The 20,565-nt window shown below is 57.8% G+C and carries 15 protein-coding genes and 1 pseudogene; 10 read left to right on the forward strand and 6 right to left on the reverse strand.

Annotation, left to right across the window (positions count from 1 at the left end; all coding sequences use genetic code 11):
• Positions 1-99 precede the first annotated feature (99 nt).
• Positions 100-438 carry a DUF2147 domain-containing protein gene (locus JNB88_RS07070; RefSeq protein ID WP_220354827.1) on the forward strand — a complete coding sequence of 113 codons (339 nt, stop codon included), beginning with the start codon at positions 100-102 and terminating at the stop codon, positions 436-438.
• 26 nt (positions 439-464) lie between these two features.
• Here the strand turns inward: JNB88_RS07070 and JNB88_RS07075 are convergent, their stop codons facing one another.
• Positions 465-776 (reverse strand): hypothetical protein, encoded by a 312-nt coding sequence (locus tag JNB88_RS07075; RefSeq protein WP_220354828.1) that lies wholly within the window; start codon positions 774-776, stop codon positions 465-467.
• 216 nt (positions 777-992) lie between these two features.
• Here JNB88_RS07075 and JNB88_RS33450 point away from each other — a divergent pair, with 216 nt between their 5' ends.
• Complete coding sequence (locus JNB88_RS33450) at positions 993-1,184, forward strand: hypothetical protein (RefSeq protein ID WP_420832169.1); 192 nt, start codon at positions 993-995, stop codon at positions 1,182-1,184.
• A gap of 277 nt (positions 1,185-1,461) precedes the next feature.
• Here JNB88_RS33450 and JNB88_RS07080 read toward each other — a convergent pair whose 3' ends face one another.
• Positions 1,462-1,701, reverse strand: coding sequence for an Arc family DNA-binding protein (locus JNB88_RS07080; protein WP_220354829.1), 240 nt, complete (start codon positions 1,699-1,701; stop codon positions 1,462-1,464).
• Between the two features lie 283 nt (positions 1,702-1,984).
• Here JNB88_RS07080 and JNB88_RS07085 point away from each other — a divergent pair, with 283 nt between their 5' ends.
• Positions 1,985-2,917: a LysR family transcriptional regulator gene (locus tag JNB88_RS07085; protein WP_220354830.1), complete on the forward strand. Its 933-nt coding sequence runs from the start codon at positions 1,985-1,987 to the stop codon at positions 2,915-2,917.
• A gap of 368 nt (positions 2,918-3,285) precedes the next feature.
• Positions 3,286-4,386, forward strand: a complete 1,101-nt coding sequence (locus JNB88_RS07090) for an RHE_PE00001 family protein (protein ID WP_223217099.1) — start codon at positions 3,286-3,288, stop codon at positions 4,384-4,386.
• A 242-nt stretch (positions 4,387-4,628) separates the two neighbouring features.
• Here JNB88_RS07090 and JNB88_RS07095 read toward each other — a convergent pair whose 3' ends face one another.
• Positions 4,629-8,669, reverse strand: coding sequence for an NACHT domain-containing protein (locus JNB88_RS07095; protein WP_220354832.1), 4,041 nt, complete (start codon positions 8,667-8,669; stop codon positions 4,629-4,631).
• A 167-nt stretch (positions 8,670-8,836) separates the two neighbouring features.
• Positions 8,837-9,235, reverse strand: coding sequence for a hypothetical protein (locus tag JNB88_RS07100; protein WP_220354833.1), 399 nt, complete (start codon positions 9,233-9,235; stop codon positions 8,837-8,839).
• A 406-nt stretch (positions 9,236-9,641) separates the two neighbouring features.
• On the opposite strand from JNB88_RS07100, the pseudogene JNB88_RS07105 reads away from it, so the two are divergent.
• Positions 9,642-10,745, forward strand: a pseudogene (locus tag JNB88_RS07105) (IS256 family transposase); the annotation flags it as partial.
• Between the two features lie 264 nt (positions 10,746-11,009).
• Here the strand turns inward: JNB88_RS07105 and JNB88_RS07110 are convergent.
• Together JNB88_RS07110 and JNB88_RS07115 are read right to left on the reverse strand one after the other, a co-directional pair.
• Positions 11,010-12,047, reverse strand: coding sequence for an IS110 family RNA-guided transposase (locus JNB88_RS07110; protein WP_220355079.1), 1,038 nt, complete (start codon positions 12,045-12,047; stop codon positions 11,010-11,012).
• Between the two features lie 209 nt (positions 12,048-12,256).
• Positions 12,257-12,901 carry a hypothetical protein gene (locus tag JNB88_RS07115; protein ID WP_220354835.1) on the reverse strand — a complete coding sequence of 215 codons (645 nt, stop codon included), beginning with the start codon at positions 12,899-12,901 and terminating at the stop codon, positions 12,257-12,259.
• Between the two features lie 484 nt (positions 12,902-13,385).
• On the opposite strand from JNB88_RS07115, the gene JNB88_RS07120 reads away from it, so the two are divergent.
• From JNB88_RS07120 to JNB88_RS07140, 5 genes are all read left to right on the forward strand, one after another.
• Positions 13,386-15,329, forward strand: coding sequence for a sucrose-6-phosphate hydrolase (locus JNB88_RS07120; RefSeq protein WP_220354836.1), 1,944 nt, complete (start codon positions 13,386-13,388; stop codon positions 15,327-15,329).
• Positions 15,326-16,474, forward strand: a complete 1,149-nt coding sequence (locus JNB88_RS07125; protein ID WP_220354837.1) for a phosphoribosyltransferase-like protein — start codon at positions 15,326-15,328, stop codon at positions 16,472-16,474. The genes JNB88_RS07120 and JNB88_RS07125 overlap by 4 nt, the downstream gene beginning before the upstream one ends.
• A 7-nt stretch (positions 16,475-16,481) precedes the next feature.
• Positions 16,482-18,401 carry a hypothetical protein gene (locus JNB88_RS07130; protein ID WP_220354838.1) on the forward strand — a complete coding sequence of 640 codons (1,920 nt, stop codon included), beginning with the start codon at positions 16,482-16,484 and terminating at the stop codon, positions 18,399-18,401.
• 342 nt (positions 18,402-18,743) lie between these two features.
• Positions 18,744-19,511: a hypothetical protein gene (locus JNB88_RS07135; RefSeq protein ID WP_223217100.1), complete on the forward strand. Its 768-nt coding sequence runs from the start codon at positions 18,744-18,746 to the stop codon at positions 19,509-19,511.
• Entirely contained in the window at positions 19,508-20,554 is a 1,047-nt protein-coding gene (locus tag JNB88_RS07140) for a PfkB family carbohydrate kinase (protein ID WP_220354840.1), read from the forward strand. Before JNB88_RS07135 ends, JNB88_RS07140 begins: the two co-directional genes overlap by 4 nt.
• Positions 20,555-20,565: the final 11 nt, after the last annotated feature.

Below are 20,565 nucleotides of genomic sequence, written 5' to 3' on the forward strand. Positions count from 1 at the left end.
GCAACGAAAGCTGGAGGAGGACGCTTTCGGGGCGTATACTAAAACGCTTTAGGTCGTGCCAGCGGCCACCCTGTCTCTTGAAATAGGGGAGCGAAAGCCATGAAACGACTGGTGTTGACCACAGCGTCGATGGCGCTCGTGGCATTCGGAGTTATGGCTCAAGAGCCTGTCGTCGGGTTCTGGAAGACACAGGTTGGCACAACGGCCGCCATTGACGAGTGCGCGCAAGGCTACTGCATCACGATGAAGACGGGCAACAATGCGGGCAAACGTATTGGCTCGTTCCAGGGACGCAACGGCAATTTCACGGGAACGATCGTCGAGCCGGAGAGCAAAAAGACGTTCAGAGGTGTTCTAACGGTTAGTGGCGACACGGTACACATGCGCGGCTGCACCATGAAGGTAATCTGCGTTTCGCTGATCTGGACACGACTTTAGGCAGTCAGCAGAACCGACGTTGACGTCTAGTTTTTGCGTTTCAGCTCTCCAATGACCTGCCGGTACTCTTCAGCGATAGCGATTGCCGCTTTTGCAACCACCGGATTGACTGATTTGCGATCAATGGCGTGCGAGCAGGCTTCGAATACGCCGCGCAGTTCCCGCTCGATCGAGGAAAGCTCCGGATATTGCTCTACCAACGCCTGCGGAAGCAATTTTGCTTTTTCTTTCATTGATTTAGAGCTAATGAAGACAGTGGGGACGGCAGCAGTAACATCGAGGATGGCTGCTTCGAGCTGTCCAGTGGCGCTGACGATATCGGTAACCAAAGCGGTCATTCTTCCCTCCAAGCAAAAGGAACCCTGATAACCACCATGCATTCTTTGTGCCAAACGGGCGGAAGCCCGGCGCTGAGACGACCAACGTCACCCCGGCAGTAGAAACGGCGAGCTTTTGCCATCGATGACGAAGTAGTGATCGCACCAGCCGTTTTCACAATCGCGCCGAGAACTAGTTTCCGTCGCAATTGCGGTAGGCGATGTTGGGAGGATGAAATGGAAATGCTTCGGAAAATCGTGTGCGTCGGCGTGCTCGTAGCAGTCACCGGCGTCGCAACGGCGTGTTCAACCAGCTCAGTTGATCCTCGAACAACGGGTTCGGTCGGTTATGGCCGTAACAACGCTGACTTTGCATTGCGTCCAGCCTGCGCCGGTGGCTTTGGCAACGACCGGCCCTGCAGTTACTAGATTTCTCGTGTGGCGTCTCCGGCATCTCCCCTGGAGTACCTAGGGGGCGGTGGCGATTGCACTTCACAAGCAGGCAGGTTTCATTTCGACTGTCAGAAGCCAATGTTGTCTAGCGCACGGCCCATTGGCGTAACGGCGCCGTCAACTCTAGCAGGCTGCAGCACTACTCGTTTTGCTTGCATAGCACGCCGTACATCGGGTCCGACTATTGCCTACTCAGCTTAGTGCATTTGGTACAAGACTTGGATGGGACCCGAATAGCCAAGCCTCTTCAATCTCAGGTGGGATCCAAGTCTTTCTCAACGATTGCCCTTTGAAGTTGAGCAAGCCGCGTACGAAGGTGTTCAATTTCGGCAACGAGACTTGTTGTATGCGAACCGCTCATCCCAAGCGATGTCTCCAATCTTGTAACTATCTCAGCTGTGATAGATCGCGAGTTTGCATGCGCGGAAGCTTCAATTTCGCGCTTCAAGTTTTCGGGTATGCGCAACCTGAAATGAGGATCGTTTCTACTCATAGCGGATCACGCATTTTTTGCTTGTGCGAATGACGCACGGTGTGCTACTCGTACGGATGACGCACCGTGCGTCATAATCAATCGATGGAACCGAGGTATCCGCATTTAAAAGTCGCTGTGAAAGGACATTGGAATTTACACGATAAGACAACACCGGCAGCGCGTACCGCTCACGACTCTTGTCTTATTAAGGCACGTTCGCGTGTCAGGATAGTCAACGATTACAGCAATGGCAAACAGCGAGGTGACGTTTGTAGTCCTTTTCCCAAATAAAGGGTTTTACATGGAATTACGCCAACTTTCCTATTTCAAGGCAGTAGCCGAGGAACTGCATTTCGGCAGGGCGGCAGCCAAGATGCGGATTGCCCAGCCAGCGCTGAGCAATCATGTCATGTCGCTGGAACGCGAGCTTGGCTGTGCCCTGTTCATCCGCTCGACCAGGCGGGTCGAACTGACCAGGGCAGGGGAGACGTTCTACGATCGCTGTGTCCGCATCCTCAGCGAGGTCGAGCTCGGCACCGAGCTGACACGGGCCGCCGGCGGCAGCCGCATCCGCCAGATCAGGATCGGCACCGTCTATCCCGCCACCATCGGCATGCTGCCGACATTCCTGTCGAAGATCGCCCGCAAGTTCCCCGATGTCCGCATCCATATCTCGTCGGGCAATACCGGCGACATCATCCGTAATTTGGAGAGTGGCCAGATCAATCTCGGCTTCATCCGCCCGGTGGAAAACATCGGCTCGCTGCGCTTCTTTTCGATTGCCCATGAGCGCTACTATCTGGCCGTTGGCCATTCCAATCCGCTGGCAAAGCGCGATGACATTTCGATCGATGATCTGCGCGACCAGAAGATCATCGCCTTCAACCGGCAGAACCTGTCGTTCACGGAACGGTACTTCAATGAGAAGTTCGAGGAATACGACCTGACCAAGAACATCGCCTACTCCTGCGATGACACCTGGTCGCTGGTATCACTGGTCTCGGCCGGTCTTGGCATCGGCTTTGCGCCGGAATGGACGCTTGAGCTGCCGAACCGTGCGTTCGAACTGAAGAAGGTGAGGGGGATCGACTTCCGGATCGGGCTAGGTGTCGCCTGGAACAAGGAAGATCCAACTGCCTCGCGCGATGACATTGTTGATATCGCGAGGTCATTGGCAAGGCCGGGGCGCGCAGTAGCGGACAAAGCCTCTCCGACCGTCACAGCCGGCCGGTAGGTCATTTACCTCTGCGATATCGGAACTGTGAATTGGATCGCCCGCGGGCGCTATCTGTTTGGTCCGCTCTGCTCTTTGAACTCATCCGAAAATGGTGGGGGCAGACAACCATGGCTACCCGTCAGGGAATGGTACGGATCGAAGGATCTATCCGATGCTTTGCGGATCGAGCGCGGCTTATGGGGATTGCGCGCTAAGTCCACGGTCTTGATTGGCATTTTCGCTCGACCATCGATAACCGATCATTATCGATGGTTAGCACGCCAACCCACAATTATACGATGTGGCGAACCCTAATATTTAGATAGAGTTCGTTTAACAAATCATTTACCACGATTTCAATGTCTTACGATCTAGCGAGATTGCCGATGACCAGCCTGATGGAGCCAGCGTTTCGGGCGGGCATCGCTTTGGCGCGTCTCGACGAGCGCATCGCCCGCTCGCCGGTCGGGCAGGGCTGGATAGAACGATCCCATTTCGCAGATGCCTGCGCCTCGCTGTGGATCGACGGCGAGCTCGTGCACCTCGAGGACCTCGTCCTCCACGACGCTACAAAGGATGTCCGCACCCCGACCCATGAATTGACCATCGCCCGCGACGTTTTGAAAACCCGCCGGCGCATGGCGGCGCAGCCACCCGGTTGGGCGCTCAGCCCCGAAGGCCTCCGCAGCCTCCGTGGGCAGGCACCGCCTGCAGCGTCGCATGGCGCCGACGGTGCTGTCGCGATCGACGCCGTCGCGCCGGATGTTGGCACGGTCGGAGAAGGGGAGGGGGAGGAGGACGATGATACCGGCCCGCTTGCGGAAGAATTCGCTGCCATCGATGCGGTGCTGGCCCGATCGGAGGCTGCCATCGAACAAGCAAAGAAGCCCGGCCCGGCTCGGGCCAGGGAAAAGGATCCGCTGGTTTACGATCTCGACTGGGACGAGGACGAGCGGCTCGAGGAATGGCAGGGCGTGCTGCGACAGACGCAAGACTTGCCGGCGGTGCTGCAGGCCATCGTCGCCCTCGATGCCTGGAACGAATTGTCGGTGCTGCAGCACGCGCCCTGGCTCGGCCGGCCACTCGCGGCATCGGTCCTCCGCCAGGCCGGTATCACCACCGCGGCGCATCTCGCTGCCATCAATCTCGGCCTTAAAACCATTCCCGTGGACCGGCGCCGGCATCGCGATCGCGTGACCCGGCTGCTCGCCGTTGCCCAAGGGCTGATGGCGGCCTCCGAGATCGGTATAAAGGAGCATGACCGGCTGGCGCTCGCGAAAACGATGATGGATCGAAAACTGGAGGGGCGCCGCGCCTCGTCAAAACTGCCGGAACTGGTCGAGTTAGTTATCGCAAAACCGCTGGTGTCGGCCGGCATGGTCGCTGAGACGCTGAACGTCACGCCGCAGGCGGCGCGGCGTAGCCTTGGTGAGTTAGGCTTGAGGGAGATGACGGGGAGGGGGAGGTTTCGGGCTTGGGGACTCTAGCACTCGTCTATCTTTGATGATGAAATACGAGCCTCCTATCGCTGATATCCAGGGTCGTAAAGTGGACGCTTATCGTCCAGATGGTCAGTGTGACAGACAGTCAGGCGTCGCAATTGAATAGGGAGCGGATGGTTCACAACAATCAGATCCGGAATTGTCAGGAGCAGCTTGGTTTTCAAATCTCGCTGTCGCGCCATGAGAAAGATGCTCTTCGTTAATGAAGAAGTCCAAGTCGGCAGGATTCACATTTTATTGCCATCAGCTTTCGGCTTGTGCTTGGACTTTTTCGGTTTGGCGGTAGCATTGATCATCGCTTCCGGCCGAGAGACATCCAGCACGATCACCGTGAACATGTCCTTCAAAGTGGCGGGCAAGTCCGCGGTCAGCTGCTTCTCCAACGCGAGTGCCGTCGTGGGCCGCTCTGTTCCATCCAGCCGAGGCGGCAGAGCGAACTCGGTTCCGAACCAGAAGACGAGGTAGACGCCGTAGCCACTCGCAGCTTCGGTCTGGGCGTAGCCCGCGAGCTGCTCGACCGGCGCTGTCCAGATCTCTTTATTGTAGTGCCGTTTTGCCTCAATCGGAACCGTTTTGCCCGCATAGGACAATAGGAGAATGTCGACCCTGGTGTTCTCTCCCATTCTGGCTTCCGGGGCGCTTGCTACGATCCCGTATCGCTCGAATTGTGGTCGCAAGAGTTCCAGCAGGCGGTCGCGGCACTCATTTTCTATCTGTGGCTTGGTCGCAGCGCCGTTTTCGTCCGCGTTCCAGTATCGCTTCCAAGGTGTCTCGCTTCCTGTGCGAAGTGTCCGTTTGTATCGATCAAGCTCCTCGCGAACGATCGCGACGAGATCGGCCGGATTGGCGGGCGGGCCGCCCGCCAGAGCTTGCTTCAGCTTGGAAAGAGATGGAGCGACATAGAGTTTGTCGCGCAGGAGCCGTCCCCGTTCGGCGGCCGCGTGAGCGATGATTGGCGCCCAACTCGGATCGATAATCGTTGGCAGCTCCTTGAAGAATGCACCGGCCCTTGGGTCAAGGGACACCTGGAGCCGCTGGATTGCTGCCCTGACGATGCGGCTCGGACTGCCGCGCTCGTTCCAGTCGTCCTCGTGTGCCGGATGAGACCGTCCGAGCACCCTGATTCGAAGACCGTCCAGCACCACCGGTGCATCGGACAGTGCCTGGAGCCGCTCAACAAGCTCGCCATCCGGGGCAAGCAAGGTCGCTTCCAGCGCTTCAGCCGTGTCGCTGGCCTCGAATGCCTCCGGCTTCAATGCCAGCCGGACAAAGCTCCAGATCGCGCGCGCCTTTTCGCTAAGTTCGCAGGCGAGGGCTCTTTCAACAATGGGCTTCAACTCCGAACCGGACATGACGGCGGCTGCGACAGACAAAGCGCGTTCGAGCGGCCGGTCTTCCAGGTCTGGCCGTACCTGCAGAAGGCCGCTCACGGCCCTTGATGCGAGGTCGGGGGATGCCTGCAGGAAGTGGAGGAAGTCAAGACTCGCACCGCCTGCATCGATCGTGGCCAGCCAGAACGCGACCAGGGCTTCAGCACCGCGGGCCGGATCGTCGCCGAGCCGCTCCATGGCCCAAGATTCCATCGCTTTGTCATCGGGGCCGCCGTAATACCGGTGGCGGAGAGCGATGATCGGGGTAACCAACGGGCATGCATTCAGTTCGCTTGCGCGATCTTGCATGATGATCTGGTGAACGCCGGAGGCGACGACATATTCCTTCCTGTAACTGGAGTTCTTGGCTTCCATCTCGCCAAGATCTGCCACAGTGAATCCCGTGTCGACGTGGATGGCGTACTGGACAAAACCCTCGGCAATCGCCGAGGCGATCTGTGCGTTGGTGTATTTTTCGACTGTCGCCAGCGGCGCCTTTCGGTCTGAGATGGCGGTGTCTCGATAATGGACGGCGGCCCACCCTAGAATGTCGTGCTCACTCGCATTGGCTGCGGCGATGCCGTTCACCTTGGAGCTCAATTCCTTGACATTGTTTACTCGGGTCGCCTCGACCTCGGCTTCTTCTGCTTCCTTCCGGAGCCGTTCGTCTTCTTTCCATTTCGCGTTGGGGTCTGACAGCAAGGCCGCAGAGAGCTCCTCCATACCACCCTCGGCGTCCAGCGCCGCGATGATCCTGTCTTTCCAAACTGGCCAGAGGCTCTCGGTTCGTACGGCCCAAGCGGCGATCTCAAGACGCCGCCGCCGCGTTGCCTCATCCGGCTCAGACCGAGCGCGCCTGAAAAGGGCCTCGAGAAGGCTCTGCGATGGGGCACGGCGCGCGGTCGGAATGTAATGATTGCTGATGACCCAGGCACCGTCCCTTGGATCGACCTTGTCCGCAATCGCGTCGAAGAGCTCCAGTTCACGCCGATCGGGATCCTTCTCGATCCAGGCGGCGACCGCACCCGCGAGGTCGTCGTCAAGTCGGTCCCACTCGTATTCCCGGATAGCGCGGAGCCATCCCCACAAGCGTTCTGCGCTGATATCCAGGGAGGACAGAATTGCCGAGGCGAGCGTGCGCTGCAGGAAATGGCGCACCTCACTCTTTAAGCCCCTGTCTTTGCCGGGTGGCGCTATGCTCGGCTCGTCGAAATAATTCGCTCGTGGGCGCTTCTTCAGTTCCGTCAAAAGGGCGAGCAATGCCCCCATGTGATGGGTCTCGCTCTCTTTGGCGGGAAGATTGTTGAGGTCGGTCAAAAGCTGGCGGATCGTGTCTGGGCCGACGACAGTCGTCGAGAGGTCCGCTAACAAACCAGCCCGCAGCTGGATCTGATCGTAAGAAACGGGGGTCGCTTCGAGGTCGTGACATAGCTGTAGCCGACGCTCGGACCGATCGGGAGCCAGCTTCACCCAGGCATCACTTGCGCGATCCCGTTGCCAGGTCGGACGGCGGTCGTCGAGTATAATCTCGCGTAGCTTTGTCTGCATGGCAGGCAGGGGTGTACCGTCGCGAAGCGCTTCAAGGACGGTTATCTGAAGGTGGGAACTCTTGTTGGCATCCAGTATCTCGACGAAGTCCTGGATGAGATCCTCTCCGGCCAGCCCGCCCAGAACCGTCGATCCGTTGCGTGAAGACAGGAAATATGGATCCTCGCGATCGAGGTTGTGAAGGATGGTGCGGCGTTCATCAGTGCGGAACACGGCAGCATCGCCGTAGGCGAGCACGGTTGCGGCATCGAGCTCGATGAGTGCAAGAGCACCGCCGTGATCGCCAAGTCGGGACAGGTGGGCCGTGAACCATGCGAACAGTCCGCGCATTTCGCTCGCAGCCTTGCCGTCATGACTGGAAATCAAGGCTGTTGCGCGTTGAAGCGGAAACCGGTGTCCATCAATCTTTCCGGTAACTCTGCGGGCAAGGTAGCGGCCGCCCAGATATTCGGCGATCGTCTTGTGGAATGGCTCGAAAGCATGCCCCTCTCCGCGAAACAGAGCCGTGTCGAGCGTAAAACGTGCCACGGCATGATCGAAGGATAGCCCCTGGACGGGGACGTAGTCGTTCACACTGCCGCCCGGCGGGAGCGAGTTAGCCCGCCAGATCGCTTTTGCTCCCGTTGCGAGTTGGTAGAAGCACATTTCCTCAGCCGATAAAATGATGTCGTCGGCACTAGGACGATCGTCGATGACCCTTTCGTCATCATGCTCCCAGGCCAGCTGAAGGGTCGCTTGATCGAACAGGTCATATCGGGTCTCCGGCCAACCTCCACTCGACTGCAGCGCTGAATACAGGAGCCGAACGCTCAATGGACTTTCAAGAAAAGCCGTCGCACCCTTGGCGTTTGCCTCCCGAACGATCTCTGCCGGATCATCTGCCCCAAGCCCCACGAGGATCTCAATCGCTTCGTCTGTATCGAGAGGCAGGAGGTTGGCAACGGTTATAGGGTGATCTGCGGCTGCACTCCGCATGGCTTTCAGATCGGCGACATCGCGCCAGTCTTCGGCCCTGCAGGTCAGCCGCCAACGGGAAATCGAGGCCTCGGTGATCGACTTCGCCAGCTGAAGCAGCTTGTTTCTGCCGTCTTCACCGGATCGGAATTCGTCGAGCGCGTCCAGATATGCCGTTTGGCCGACAATTTTGCTCGTTCCGGCCATTACCTCGCGACAGGTTTCGACCAGCCCGCCTTCTTGCGCCGCCTCGTATTTCAGTGCCGTCGTCTTGCCGATCCCGGGCTCGCCCAGAAGCACGACGAAGGGCCTGTCCCGGAGTTGGCTCAGGGGCAGGACCACGGTTTCGCCGTGGAGGGAGACGGATAAACGTCGGTCGATCGGTACATGCGTCATGTTGCAGAAACTAGCGTTTGTTCGACGCAACGGACAACGTGCCGTCGGTCACATCAACAGGTTATATTTACCGTTACTGATGAAGCTATGTCCTCCAAAGATACCGGGCATTTTGGAGTGCCAGATTTCTAACTTGATCTCTGCAATGCATGTAGCTAGCGTCAGCGTCAAGCTCTACCGCTGATCGCCTCTGGTGCGGCAAGCATTGTCCTGCGCTCTTCGCCGATCAGACCGTCGGCAAAGAGCGGTGATCCATCGGAAAAGCCAGCTGCAAGCCATACGGCATCAAGCATCTGTTGTAGACTTTCGATCGATATTGCTGCCGTTGACGCCAGGTCGATCGTGCCGAGATGCACGTAAGGCGCGAGCAATCGCTTGGCCTTATGTCGACCGACCAAACGCACGTCGTCCAATCCCTCAAGGCCAGCATGGATGACCAACGGGCCTCCAGACCCGATTTTAGAGGCTATCTCCCCCATTCGCTCGGCCATCTCGACAATTCGCGCTTCGAGTGGTTCGATATCGACCAAAATGTCTCTGTCGTCATCGATGCGGGCCCCGACCATAATTGCAGCATCAATCGCACCAGAACGCAAAACGCGAAAATACCATCGCGACTCCGGATTAGGCCGGCCTTGAATGACGCGCGGCGGATCGAATTCAGACCACTCCGTCGTGTTGGTCTCCGCGACGCTCTCTCGGTAAGCAGTCGGAATAAATCTGGGGCGGATTGAATTGATGCGACTGGGAACTACCGATCCCACAGTCGCAGCCTCTGCGGTAACGAGCTTCATAACCAAGCGTGGGCCTGGGATGGTCGTGTCCCGCCGAGTGGTGTAGGTCGGCGGTAGCGAAGCCGCTCGTGAGCGCGTTCTCAATCGCGCCGTAGCGAGCGAGCGGCGAAGCGGCGGTCATCGAAGTTCTCCGGTAAAGTCGGGTTGCTCACACCAACCTGATTGGAAGGAACCACCGATGACCGATGTCATGATGAACCTGCGCACGCTCGTAGAGAAGACCCCCGACGCCGATATTTTGCGTGAGATGATCGGTTTTGCCGCTGAACGCCTAATGGAGATGGAGGTTGGGGCCTCCACCGGTGCCGCGTATGGCGAGAAGAACCCGTTGCGCATGGCTCAGCGCAACGGCTATCGCGACCGGGACTGGGAGACGCGCGCCGGCACCGTCGAGCTGCGTATCCCCAAGCTCAGGAAGGGCACCTACTACCCGTCGTTCCTTGAGCCACGGCGCATGGCCGAGAAGGCGCTGACAGCCGTCATTCAGGAGGCTTACATCCAGGGCATCTCGACCCGCTCGGTCGACGACCTGGTGAAGGCAATGGGGATGAGTGGTGTCTCCAAGAGCCAGGTCAGTCGGCTCTGCGAGGAGATCGACGGCAAAGTGAAGGCCTTCCTCGATCGACCGATCGAAGGCGACTGGCCATACCTCTGGGTCGACGCGACTTACCTCAAGGTGCGTCGTGGCGGCCGGATCGTATCCGTTGCCGTCATCATCGCCGTCGGCGTCAACACCGATGGTCGGCGCGAGGTTCTGGGCATGGAGGTCGGCACCTCCGAAGCGGAGCCAATCTGGACGGAGTTCCTACGCAAACTGACCCGGCGCGGCCTGCGCGGCGTCAGGCTCGTCGTCTCCGATGCACACGAAGGGATCAAGGCGGCAACCTCGAAGGTTCTCAGCGCGACCTGGCAGCGCTGCAGGGTTCATTTTGCCCGTAACGTGCTGGCGCATGCCGGAAAGAGTGGCCGCCGGGTCGTGTCGGCATTCATCGCCACTGCCTTCGCCCAGGAGACGGCAGAGGCTGCAAGCCTGCAGTGGCGCGCCGTCGCTGACCAGATCCGTCCGAAGGTACCAAAGCTCGCCGCCATCATGGATGAGGCCGAACACGACGTCCTCGCCTATATGAGCTTTCCCAAAGAGCATCGCGTCAAGCTCCATTCGATCAATTCCCTTGAGAGGCTCAACGGCGAAATCAAGCGACGCACAGAGGTCGTCGGCATCTTCCCCAACGATGAGGCTATCGTCAGACTCGTCGGCGCGTTGCTGCTCGAACAGAATGACGTGTATGGACCGCTCCCGGTTTGCAAGGATAATTTGAACGTCACGGCAGACACGGTGCTTGCGGTCGTGTATCCGGCCTATCTGTGCGAGCCGCTCGGCCGCTGGCCTTGATGGTATTCGCGGATCGGCGGCCAGACAAATGGACGAGCTCATATGGCTCGCATCATTTCATGGGCCTTTGCCGAACCCGGATCATACCGGTTTGCCATCACATTCGCTTACCCTCGCAAGCCAGCACTGGTCGTGGGAACAGTGCTGGAGCTATTATGCTACAGACGGTGCTGCGGCAATTGGTTTGCGGTACTTTTCTTCACGTGTCAGCATTGCCCACAACGCACGCGCTGTTTTGTGGGCGACGGCGACAGCTGTGACGTTGGTCGGTCTGCGTGCCGCCAGTGCAAGCAGCCAAGGTCGAGGCGTTACGTTTTTGCGGAACAACGTGCCGACGATCGCTCTCGCGCCATGGATTAGAAGCGCCCGCAGATATCGGTCCCCTCCTTTACTGATCCTTCCGATCCGCTCTTTCTTCCCGCTTGCATGCATCCTTGGTGTCAATCCGAGCCAGGCCGCAAAATGCCGCGCCGACTGGAACTGACGACCATTCCCCACAGCTGCAACGATCGCGCTCGCCGTGATAGGGCCAATGCCCGGCGCGGTCGCCAGCCGCAGGCTGTCTTCGTTGCTTTTATGCCACTCGACAATTTGCCGTTCGACAGCAGCAATTTGGTCTTCAAGTACATCGATATGATCAAACAGGGTATTGATAGCTTGGCAGGCGACCGATGGCAGCTGCTCTGGCGTCATTGCATTCATGCGCTGCCGCAATTCTGACATGCGGTAGCGGCCTTTCGATGCGATAAGCCCAAACTCACCAACCAATCCCCTTACAGCGTTGATCGATGCCGTTCGTTGGCGCACCAGCAAGGAACGAGACCGATGCAGAACGAGTACTGCCTGCTGATCTCGAGTCTTGATCGGGACAAAGCGCATGTTAGGCCGACCCGCAGCCTCACATATCGCCTCAGCGTCTGCCGCGTCAGTCTTGTTCCGTTTAACGTAGGGTTTAACATATTGCGGCGGAATGAGCCGAACGTCATGACCTAGAATGACGAGCTCCCGAGCCCAGTGATGAGCGCTTGAGCATGCTTCCATCGCAATCGAACATGGCGGCAGCTTGGCAAAAAATGCCAACAGTTCATTGCGTGCAAGGCGACGGCGAAGAACAGTTTGGCCGGCAGCATCGACGCCATGAGCTTGAAAGACTGTCTTTGCAAGATCAAGACCAATGGTAACAACAGGCATGGGATGGCTCCTCTGAGCTAAAAAGACAGCGCCATATTCGCTGAGGAAAAGGGAGCGGTCCATGCCATCAAATGGGCCGTGCAGCGGGCACGCTATATGACCCTAGAAACTATCGGCCAGATGAGCGATGATCCTATGATCAGCTTGCCGGCAGTGGCACGTTGATCAGTCCGGCTCACGCCGGAGAGCATGGGACCATAGCCGTCCAGCTACACCACTACAGTGGACACGATCCCTGGGATGATCGCCGGCGTCTCTCCACGGCTGCTCATCTGGACCAGGTTGGTCACAATGGCATGGGCCGGGGCAATTATGTCGGCGCTCGGCTTCTGAGATGCCCTCACCGAAAGGACTTCGCCGGCGATCGCTTTCAGATGCGATGTTAGAGTTACACTTAGCTTCGCGCGTTGGTCGCGGCGTTGGGTATCACTCATTTCCTCGGGTACGGCATACTGCGTCGGATGGCGAAGATGGGAGAGGTCGAAGGGAAGGTCCCCAGGTTGGCCAAAAGCAGTGTTCATCGACAGCAGTATCTGCCGATCTGGCAGAATTGCTCGTGCATAGCCAAACTCGATCATCACATTCGGATTGGGAAGTTGCTTCCCATTTGAAGTGCTTCCGACAAACGTGACATCCGCGACGAAGATGTCACATTCCCGGATCTTACGCAGAATCGTCTCGCTAACGTGAGGAGTGCCCGGTACATCGGCCGTATCCGAGTCAAGATACATCTCGATGCCGTAGGAATTCTTCAGGTTCTCGATGGCTGTCTCTAGCGCGTGGCGGACGAAATTCCGACACACCTTGCTGTCGCGATCACTCTGCCAAGAGTAGAATAAATGAATCGGTTTCATCCCACGACAATATCATCAGGTGCGCAGGGTAACAGATAAGAGATCCCCAAGAAGAAATTGATGAATAGAACACTCAAAGCGACGCGACTAGGCGAATCGCAGGGAGCGGTCGCCTTGAAGTGGTTTGAGCCCGGGGAGCCCATCCGGGACAGTAGTGACCTGACTGCGGGCAAAAAATCGGTCCGGCCGGTGGCGGCTCTTCGGTCTAACAGTGGCAGCAAGGGTGAAGAACCCGAGGCATTTTCGCCTTATCCGGACACAAACCAAACTGGGTCCCTTACAGTCTGACAGCGCGCACTCCAGTGATCTGATGAGTGACCCACGAGGTGACGAAAATACAACTGTTGATAAATTAGGCTTCGATGTGAATTCACGCTAGCGCCGGACTCCCGCATCAAGGCTTTTCGTATTAAATCACGAGATGTTTGCTATGGAAAAAGGACTCTGTTCCCTTTACGTTCCATAAGGAACCAAGGGGATTTCGATGGCAAAACCTTACGCGAACGAGCTCGAAAGGCTAGAAGAGACTTTTCACTGGGCATGCAGTGTCGACATCGACCCATTGAAGAGAGCGGTGAAGACGGCCAGCCTTTCGCCGTTGGCCGCTATCGGCTCCGGCGGATCGTTGACTGCAGCGCACGCCCTCGTGTGGCTGCATCAATCCTTTGGCGGCAAGCCCGCGGTTGTGAATACCCCGCTCGAGGCCGTCGACGCCATCCTTGACGCGAACGTCGCACAGTGGCTGCTGACGGCGGGCGGAAGCAATGTCGATATCAACGCTGCGGCAAAGTATCTGATTGAACGGGAGCATCGCCAGGTTGCTGTCATGTGCGGTCGACCGGGAAGTCCGGTCACCGAACTTTGTGATCGCCATCCATTTGTTGACTTGCTGATGTTCTCACCGCCGGCGGGCAAGGATGGCTTTCTGGCAACAAATTCACTGCTTGCGTTCACCGCGCTTCTTGCCCGGGCCTATCAGGGGATATTCGATCCCCGAGCGGATTGGACGGATGTCCAAGATCGCATTGCGCCGATGCTCAACGCGGATACCGAAACCGTCCAGCAATGGAGGGCCGACACAAACGGGCTGTGGGCGAGGTCGACAACGATTGTCCTGTACGGGCCGTCCACCAAAGTCGGTGCGATCGACATTGAATCGAAGTTCACTGAAGCAGCGTTAGGTGTCGCGCAGATCGCGGACTACCGAAATTTTGCCCACGGACGGCATCACTGGCTTGCCAAACGCGGCGAGGAGTCGTCCGTGCTCGCCCTTGTCGGCGACGAGGACGAGGCAATTGCTGACCGCACGCTCGCGTTGATACCACCTGGCGTGCCGACGGCTCGACTGAAGATTCCTGGTCGTGGGATCACGTCTCAAATTGGGTCGCTCCTTGCTGCGTTGCATGTCACGGGTTGGATAGGGTCCGCACGCGGGATCGATCCCGGGCAACCGGGTGTGCCGGATTTCGGGAGGAAGCTCTATCACCTGAGCCTTCCTGTCCGGCCGCGCCTAAGGCCGGCCAAGAACATGAGCACGAGAGCGATTTCCGCCATAGAGCGCAAGACCGGGGAAAGCGTCTTGCGTCTCGAACGACGCGGAACACTCACTCAATGGCAGGAGGCATATTCTCGATTTGCAGACCGGCTGGAGGCAACGGCATTCGGCGGAGTCATTCTGGATTACGATGGGACAGTTGTCGACACGCGCCATAGGTTCCAGCCAGCAAGGCCTGACATGGCGGCGGAACTGGTCCGGGTCGCAGAGAGCGACGCTGTTCTCGCGTTTGCGACCGGTCGTGGTGTTTCCGTCAGGAAAGATCTGCGGAAAGTGCTTCCAGAGCGGCTGTGGTCGCGAGTCGTCGTCGGCTATTATAATGGCTCGATGATAGCGTCACTTGATGATGACGCCTGGCCGGACGGTACCGATGAAGTCTGTCCCGAGCTTAAGGATCTCGCTGCGGCGCTTGCTGAAAGCGAAGAACTGGCAGGATCCGCCGATCAGACCAACAGACGATATCAGATCACGCTTGAGCCACGCCATTATATGGCGGAGAACAGGCTCTGGGACCTTACTCATCAGATCATCCTGAGGACGGGATGCAGGGACGCGATCGTCACGAGGTCCAGTCATTCCGTCGACATCGTCGCGACGGGCGTCACGAAGACAAATGTTGTACGGCACGTCCTCGACATGGCGTCAGATCGCGCTGTACTTGCGATCGGCGATCGTGGCCGTTGGCCGGGTAATGATTACGAGTTGCTGAACAATTTTCCAGGCCTGAGTGTGGATGAGGTGAGTGTCGATCCCGATACGTGCTGGAACTTCGCAGAGGCAGGACAACGGGGGATCGCAGTAACGCGGATGTATCTTGAGGCCCTAGAATCAAAGGGGGAGGGGCTTCGGTTTCGGAGAGGGGCTTTTGAATGAACGAGGACCTGGGGCTGAGGGTGCTCAGTGAAATCATGCAATGGAATGATGACGAGGCCAGGACAGAGTTCCGTTGGCTGCGGCTCATGGCCCGGTTAAAGTATGACGGATACCGGGATTTCCAGGCGGGGATGCGGTTTATCGAAAGCCTTGCAACCTGGTTGCAGCAATTCGGGACCGCGGAGCAACGCAGGACGGCATACGATTTTGTTCGCAAGGCACTCGTGTATATCGGGCCGAACGAAATGCAGAGGCTCGTAGAGCAGCTCTATCCAAAGGTCGTTCGCGACCGTCTCGTGCGCATGGTCGCCAAGGAGCGGGGGATTCCGCCCTATAGGGTCTATGCAGACGAGGATGCTCGCCGTGCGGTCGAACGGTTGCGACGGCAGACGCTTTTCATGGGATTGAGTGATGGAGCCCGGATCGACGGATTACGCCACAGCAACGTCGGTCTCCTCAACAATGAGCAGCTGGTCGTTTCAACGCAGCTCGATACCGAAAAGTGGCAGGACCTCGTTGGCCAGCTGGAGGATGCACTTGAGGACAAGCAGGCCAAATTCAGGCTCGTCTACCTCATCGATGATTTCATGGGAACCGGCACGTCGTTTCTTCGCTACAATGAACAGAAAGCAAAGTGGTCAGGCAAACTGACCAAGTTCAAGGAATCACTTGGGCTTGCGAGACAAGGACTGGGCGGCAAACAGATATTCGCTGACGACTGGGAGCTTTGCATCCATCACTATATCGGTTCGCATGCAGCGTCCACGATCATGGTAGAACGTGAAAAGGAGGCGCGGTCATCCCTCAGATCGGAAGGTTGGGCGTCAGCGGTTCACTTTTCTTTCGGGACGGTGTTGCCGGCTGACCTTCCGATTGACGCTCCAGGAAATGACTTTGGCGACTTCATAAAGCTGACGGACATTTTCTATGATCCAATCATCCGTACAAAGCATACAGACGTTGGAGGAAAGGCGCATCTTGGCCTCGGCTATGGCGGATGTGCGCTGCCTCTGATCTTGGATCACAACACGCCCAACAATTCCGTCGCCTTATTGTGGGCCGAGACCGAAGGTGGGGAGCGGGAGGACGGTCAGGTCGCACCTGCGATGAGTCCGCTTTTTCGTCGCCGCCAGAGACATGTATAGGTGAGACTTGGTTAATCCCTTCGAAAAGCGCGCCACAGAATATCTGCAGCAGGACGAGGCATTCCTCGCAGTCGTAACGCCGGAGCCGCTTGCGACCTTTTTCGAAAAGCCTGCAAAGTCTGGTAAGCTCTACGACCGTCTTGCGATGGTGATCGGCACGCCAGGAAGTGGCAAGACAACGCTTGCCCGTCTATTCAAGTATTCGACGTTGAGAGTTCTGCTTCGAAACCGCGGATTTGAGACCTACAAGAATCTCATTGACGCTCTGACGGCCTGTGCGGCTATCAAAGAGAGCCGGCCGGCGCTGATTGGATGTCGGATATCGCTCGAGAGCGAATATCGCGAGTTCTGGGAGTTTCCTTACCCCGACGCCTTGAAGGCATCTCTAACCGTCGCGCTTTTGCAGGCACGGGCTGTCCTTGGATGGCTGAGGGATGCAGAGGCGGCTGGAATCGCGCCCGAGGATATCGAGATTATCGCAAGACCCGATGCAGACGCAGCGCTTGAGGCCATCGGTGGAACAAGGGGGATTGATCTGCAGCGGAGAGCCCGCGAGATGGAATCCGCCATTTACGAGATTTCGGCCGCGCTCGTCCCGCCCGAGATCGACGAGGTCGAACAGAACATGGCAGCGACGGCCTACCGGCCGTTAGATGTCATCGATGCTTTCAAGTTGAGGGATGGAGGGGAGGTCGTTCAAACAATACCGCTCGTGGTCTTCGACGATGCCCACTACCTTCATCCCAACCAACTTCTGGCTCTGCAGCGCTGGTTGGCAAGACGCGAGCTGCGCGTGGCACGTTGGATATTGACCCGGCTCGACGCACTCAATCCATCCGATGTTCTCATCGAAGGGCAAAATGTCTTTGAGGAAGACGAGCCTGGCTTGAAACGTGCGAGGGAAATTACAGCCATCTGGATGCAGAGCAGCGAGGGCCGCGCTCATCAACGCCGTGCGTTCCGTAAGATGGCAAAGGATATGGCCGGCCGGTATTTGAGTCAGATGGAGGTCTTTAATCGCCGCAGCCTCAATTCGCTCGGTGATTTGCTTTCAACGCACGTAGACAGCCTTTCCCCCTCAAAGGCCGAAAAGCTCGAAAGTAAGGTCAACGCGATACAGCGGCGTTATAAGATAACGGCGGACAGGCGAGCGGGCCTTGAACGCGAAGTCATCGACTACCTGGAGAAGTCAGGAGAGCTGTCAGACGACCTGAAGCTCGCGATGCTGGCGATATTGCTGGAACGCTATGTCAACCGCACCCCCCAGCGGGGCCTGTTCGAAGACGAAGACGGTGGAGACGCAGAACCGTCGCGGCCTCTGTCAGCGGGTCCCGATATTGCCGATGGCGCGAAAATTCATCTGCTTCATCAGTTTGATCGACCCTACTTCTTCGGCATCGATACTCTCTGTGATGCGAGTTCGGAAAATGCCGAGCAATTCCTGCATCTGGCGGCGCGCCTCGTTGCCCAGTCGGAAACCCAGCTCATAAGATCGAAATCGCCGACACTGACGAGCCAGGTTCAGCATAACCTGCTTCAGAAGCGCGCCGAGGAAATGATCCGGGACTGGGACTTCCCCCTTCACCACTCTGTGCGACGGCTGTCGAAGGGTATTGCCGACCAATGCATCATCAAGAGCCTGGAAGGCAACGCGTCACTCAAGGGTGGGGCAAACGCTTTTGGAATTTTGCAGGAGGAGTTCGACCTCATTCCGAAATTGCAGCCTGATCTGGCGAAAGTGCTTCAGTTCGGCGTTGCCTATAATGCGTTTGTCCTGGTGCCAAACCACAACGCTAAGAACAAGGTCTGGTGCCTGGTCGAACTCTCCGGCCTCCTGCTCATCAAGAATGGCCTGACGCTGAAGAGGGGAGGCTTTCTTGAGCGACGGGTAGAGGATTTGGTGCGTCTGGCAGGCGAGGTGCAATGAATGGCACGCAATTGGCGTTGGGATCCGTGCGTGTCGCACGACGGAGGAGAAGCGGAAGCATTCGTCGCCGATTATTTCGCGTTGGGTGAACGAAAGACCCTCCTGATCGCGGGCGCCGGGTTCGACCCCCGCGCAACTCAAGTCGCTGACCGGCTCGTTGCGGCGGGTGCCGATGTCAGGGGCTTATTCGTACGGGAGCAACGTCCGAACCCTGTCCCGGAGCTGACGCGGCGCGCCGAGGCGAACATGGAAAGGCTGCGAGAGGGCGTGCCTGTCAGTGAAATAGTCGCCATCGATATTTTCGGTCCCGACGGCGCCGTAATCGGGGGCAGGAACGTGGCCATGGCGGCATCGCGCCAGGACATGAGCGACATCACGGATGTGATCGTCGATATCAGTGCCCTCTCCGTTGGGACAGCTTTCCCCCTGATCCGGTTTTTTGTAGAGCGGATTGATCGAGGCAAGGGGCCGCCCAACCTCCATCTTTTTGTGGCGCACGATCCTAATCTGGACTCTCAGATTTCCTCAGTTGCGAGCGACGCACCCGGATACGTCCACGGCTTCAAAGGGGGACTGACGTTGGATGCCGCTTCTAAGGCGGCCAAGCTTTGGCTTCCTCAGCTCGCGAAAGGCCGCCAGCAGGCCCTTTCTCGGGTACATGATTTCGTTGCACCCCATGACACCTGCCCAATCCTGCCTTTTCCCGCGCGCGATCCCCGCCTTGGTGACCACCTGGCTGAAGAATACATCGTCGAATTCGATAGTGCTTGGAAAGTGGATGCGCGCGATGTGGTCTACGCCGACGAACAGGATCCTTTGCATCTGTATCGGACCATCCTCGGGCTTGACGATCTTCGCAAGCCGGTATTCCGGGGCGCCGGCGGGTCGATCCTCATTCTCTCGCCGCTGGGTACGAAGGTAATGTCTCTCGGGGCGTTGATGGCCGCACTGGAAAGGGATTTACCGGTCGCTTACCTCGAGTCGATAGGATATGATTTCAAACCGTTGGTGGAGCTTGCATCATCGGCGCCGCATCTCATTCACGTCTGGCTTGAGGGTGATGTCTACCCACAGACCCGGCCCAGGCTGAAGAAAGGACTGATCCAATGACGCGTTCCATTGCTAGGCCGACGATTTTTGGAACGGGATTGGTTGCGCTTGACCTGGTTATCGGTGTTGACAGTGAAGCACCGGTGCATTCGTGGACCGGTGGGACATGCGGAAACGTTTTATCCATTATGGCCTATCTCGGTTGGGATGCTTACCCGATTGCCCGTATGAACGGAGACCCTGCCTCTGAACGGGTGCGCGTCGACATGGCAAGATGGGGCGTAAAGCTCGACTATACGGATTGTGCGCCCACAGGTCATACGCCGATCATTATCCAGCAGATTCGGCGAGCACGCGATGGATCTCCGACCCACCGCTTCCTGTGGACGTGCCCGCACTGCGGTCAACGTTTGCCGAGCTATCGGCCGGTGACACAGCACTCTGTGGAGCGGATCAGCCCGGCTCTTCAAGGAGCGTCGGTCTACTTTCTCGATCGCGTTTCTCGTGCCGCACTTACACTGGCCGCTGAGGCAAGCAGGGCAGGCGCTGTCGTGGTATTTGAACCATCAGGAAAATCTGATGAAAAGCTATTTGATGAGGCGTTACAAATCGCCCATGTGGTGAAGTATTCCGATCAAAGGTTAGCGGAGGCCGACGGAACGATGGCCGGCACGCGGCCGACATTGCTGGAAATTCAGACGCTCGGTTCACACGGACTCCGCTACAGACACTGCCTGAGTGGTAAGCCATCAGAATGGCACATCCTGCCAGCATTGCCGGCACCTGCTTTGGTAGATACCTGCGGTTCGGGCGATTGGTGTACCGCGGGGCTGCTGACGAGAGCCGCCTCGCGCGGGCTTGAAGGGCTACGCGGCTGCGGAGAGGGCGAACTCGTTGATGCCCTGCGATTTGGACAGGCGTTAGCTGCATGGAATTGCGGATTTGAAGGTGCGCGAGGCGGCATGTATGCTTTGGAAAAGCACGAGTTCCATCGCCAAATTGATGCGATTGCGAGCGGGAAGCCCGTCTTGCGCGTTGTCGAACGTCCGCAGATTTCGGAGGCATCAGTCGCATGTCCAGCATGCCCTTCGATCGCTTCGTGAGTGCGCGTAAC

This window comes from Rhizobium cauense (assembly GCF_019511525.1).
GTDB classification, from domain to species: domain Bacteria; phylum Pseudomonadota; class Alphaproteobacteria; order Rhizobiales; family Rhizobiaceae; genus Rhizobium; species Rhizobium cauense.

Coding starts and splice junctions, on each gene's coding strand:
- JNB88_RS07110 (WP_220355079.1), bottom strand. CDS start 12,047: ATGCCTGTTGTTACCATTGGTCTTGATCTTGCAAAGACAGTCTTTCAA.
- JNB88_RS07100 (WP_220354833.1), bottom strand. CDS start 9,235: ATGGTCGGGGCCCGCATCGATGACGACAGAGACATTTTGGTCGATATC.
- JNB88_RS07075 (WP_220354828.1), bottom strand. CDS start 776: ATGACCGCTTTGGTTACCGATATCGTCAGCGCCACTGGACAGCTCGAA.
- JNB88_RS07090 (WP_223217099.1), top strand. CDS start 3,286: ATGACCAGCCTGATGGAGCCAGCGTTTCGGGCGGGCATCGCTTTGGCG.
- JNB88_RS33450 (WP_420832169.1), top strand. CDS start 993: ATGGAAATGCTTCGGAAAATCGTGTGCGTCGGCGTGCTCGTAGCAGTC.
- JNB88_RS07120 (WP_220354836.1), top strand. CDS start 13,386: ATGGCAAAACCTTACGCGAACGAGCTCGAAAGGCTAGAAGAGACTTTT.
- JNB88_RS07125 (WP_220354837.1), top strand. CDS start 15,326: ATGAACGAGGACCTGGGGCTGAGGGTGCTCAGTGAAATCATGCAATGG.
- JNB88_RS07095 (WP_220354832.1), bottom strand. CDS start 8,669: ATGACGCATGTACCGATCGACCGACGTTTATCCGTCTCCCTCCACGGC.
- JNB88_RS07070 (WP_220354827.1), top strand. CDS start 100: ATGAAACGACTGGTGTTGACCACAGCGTCGATGGCGCTCGTGGCATTC.
- JNB88_RS07115 (WP_220354835.1), bottom strand. CDS start 12,901: ATGAAACCGATTCATTTATTCTACTCTTGGCAGAGTGATCGCGACAGC.
- JNB88_RS07080 (WP_220354829.1), bottom strand. CDS start 1,701: ATGAGTAGAAACGATCCTCATTTCAGGTTGCGCATACCCGAAAACTTG.
- JNB88_RS07085 (WP_220354830.1), top strand. CDS start 1,985: ATGGAATTACGCCAACTTTCCTATTTCAAGGCAGTAGCCGAGGAACTG.
- JNB88_RS07135 (WP_223217100.1), top strand. CDS start 18,744: ATGGCGGCATCGCGCCAGGACATGAGCGACATCACGGATGTGATCGTC.
- JNB88_RS07140 (WP_220354840.1), top strand. CDS start 19,508: ATGACGCGTTCCATTGCTAGGCCGACGATTTTTGGAACGGGATTGGTT.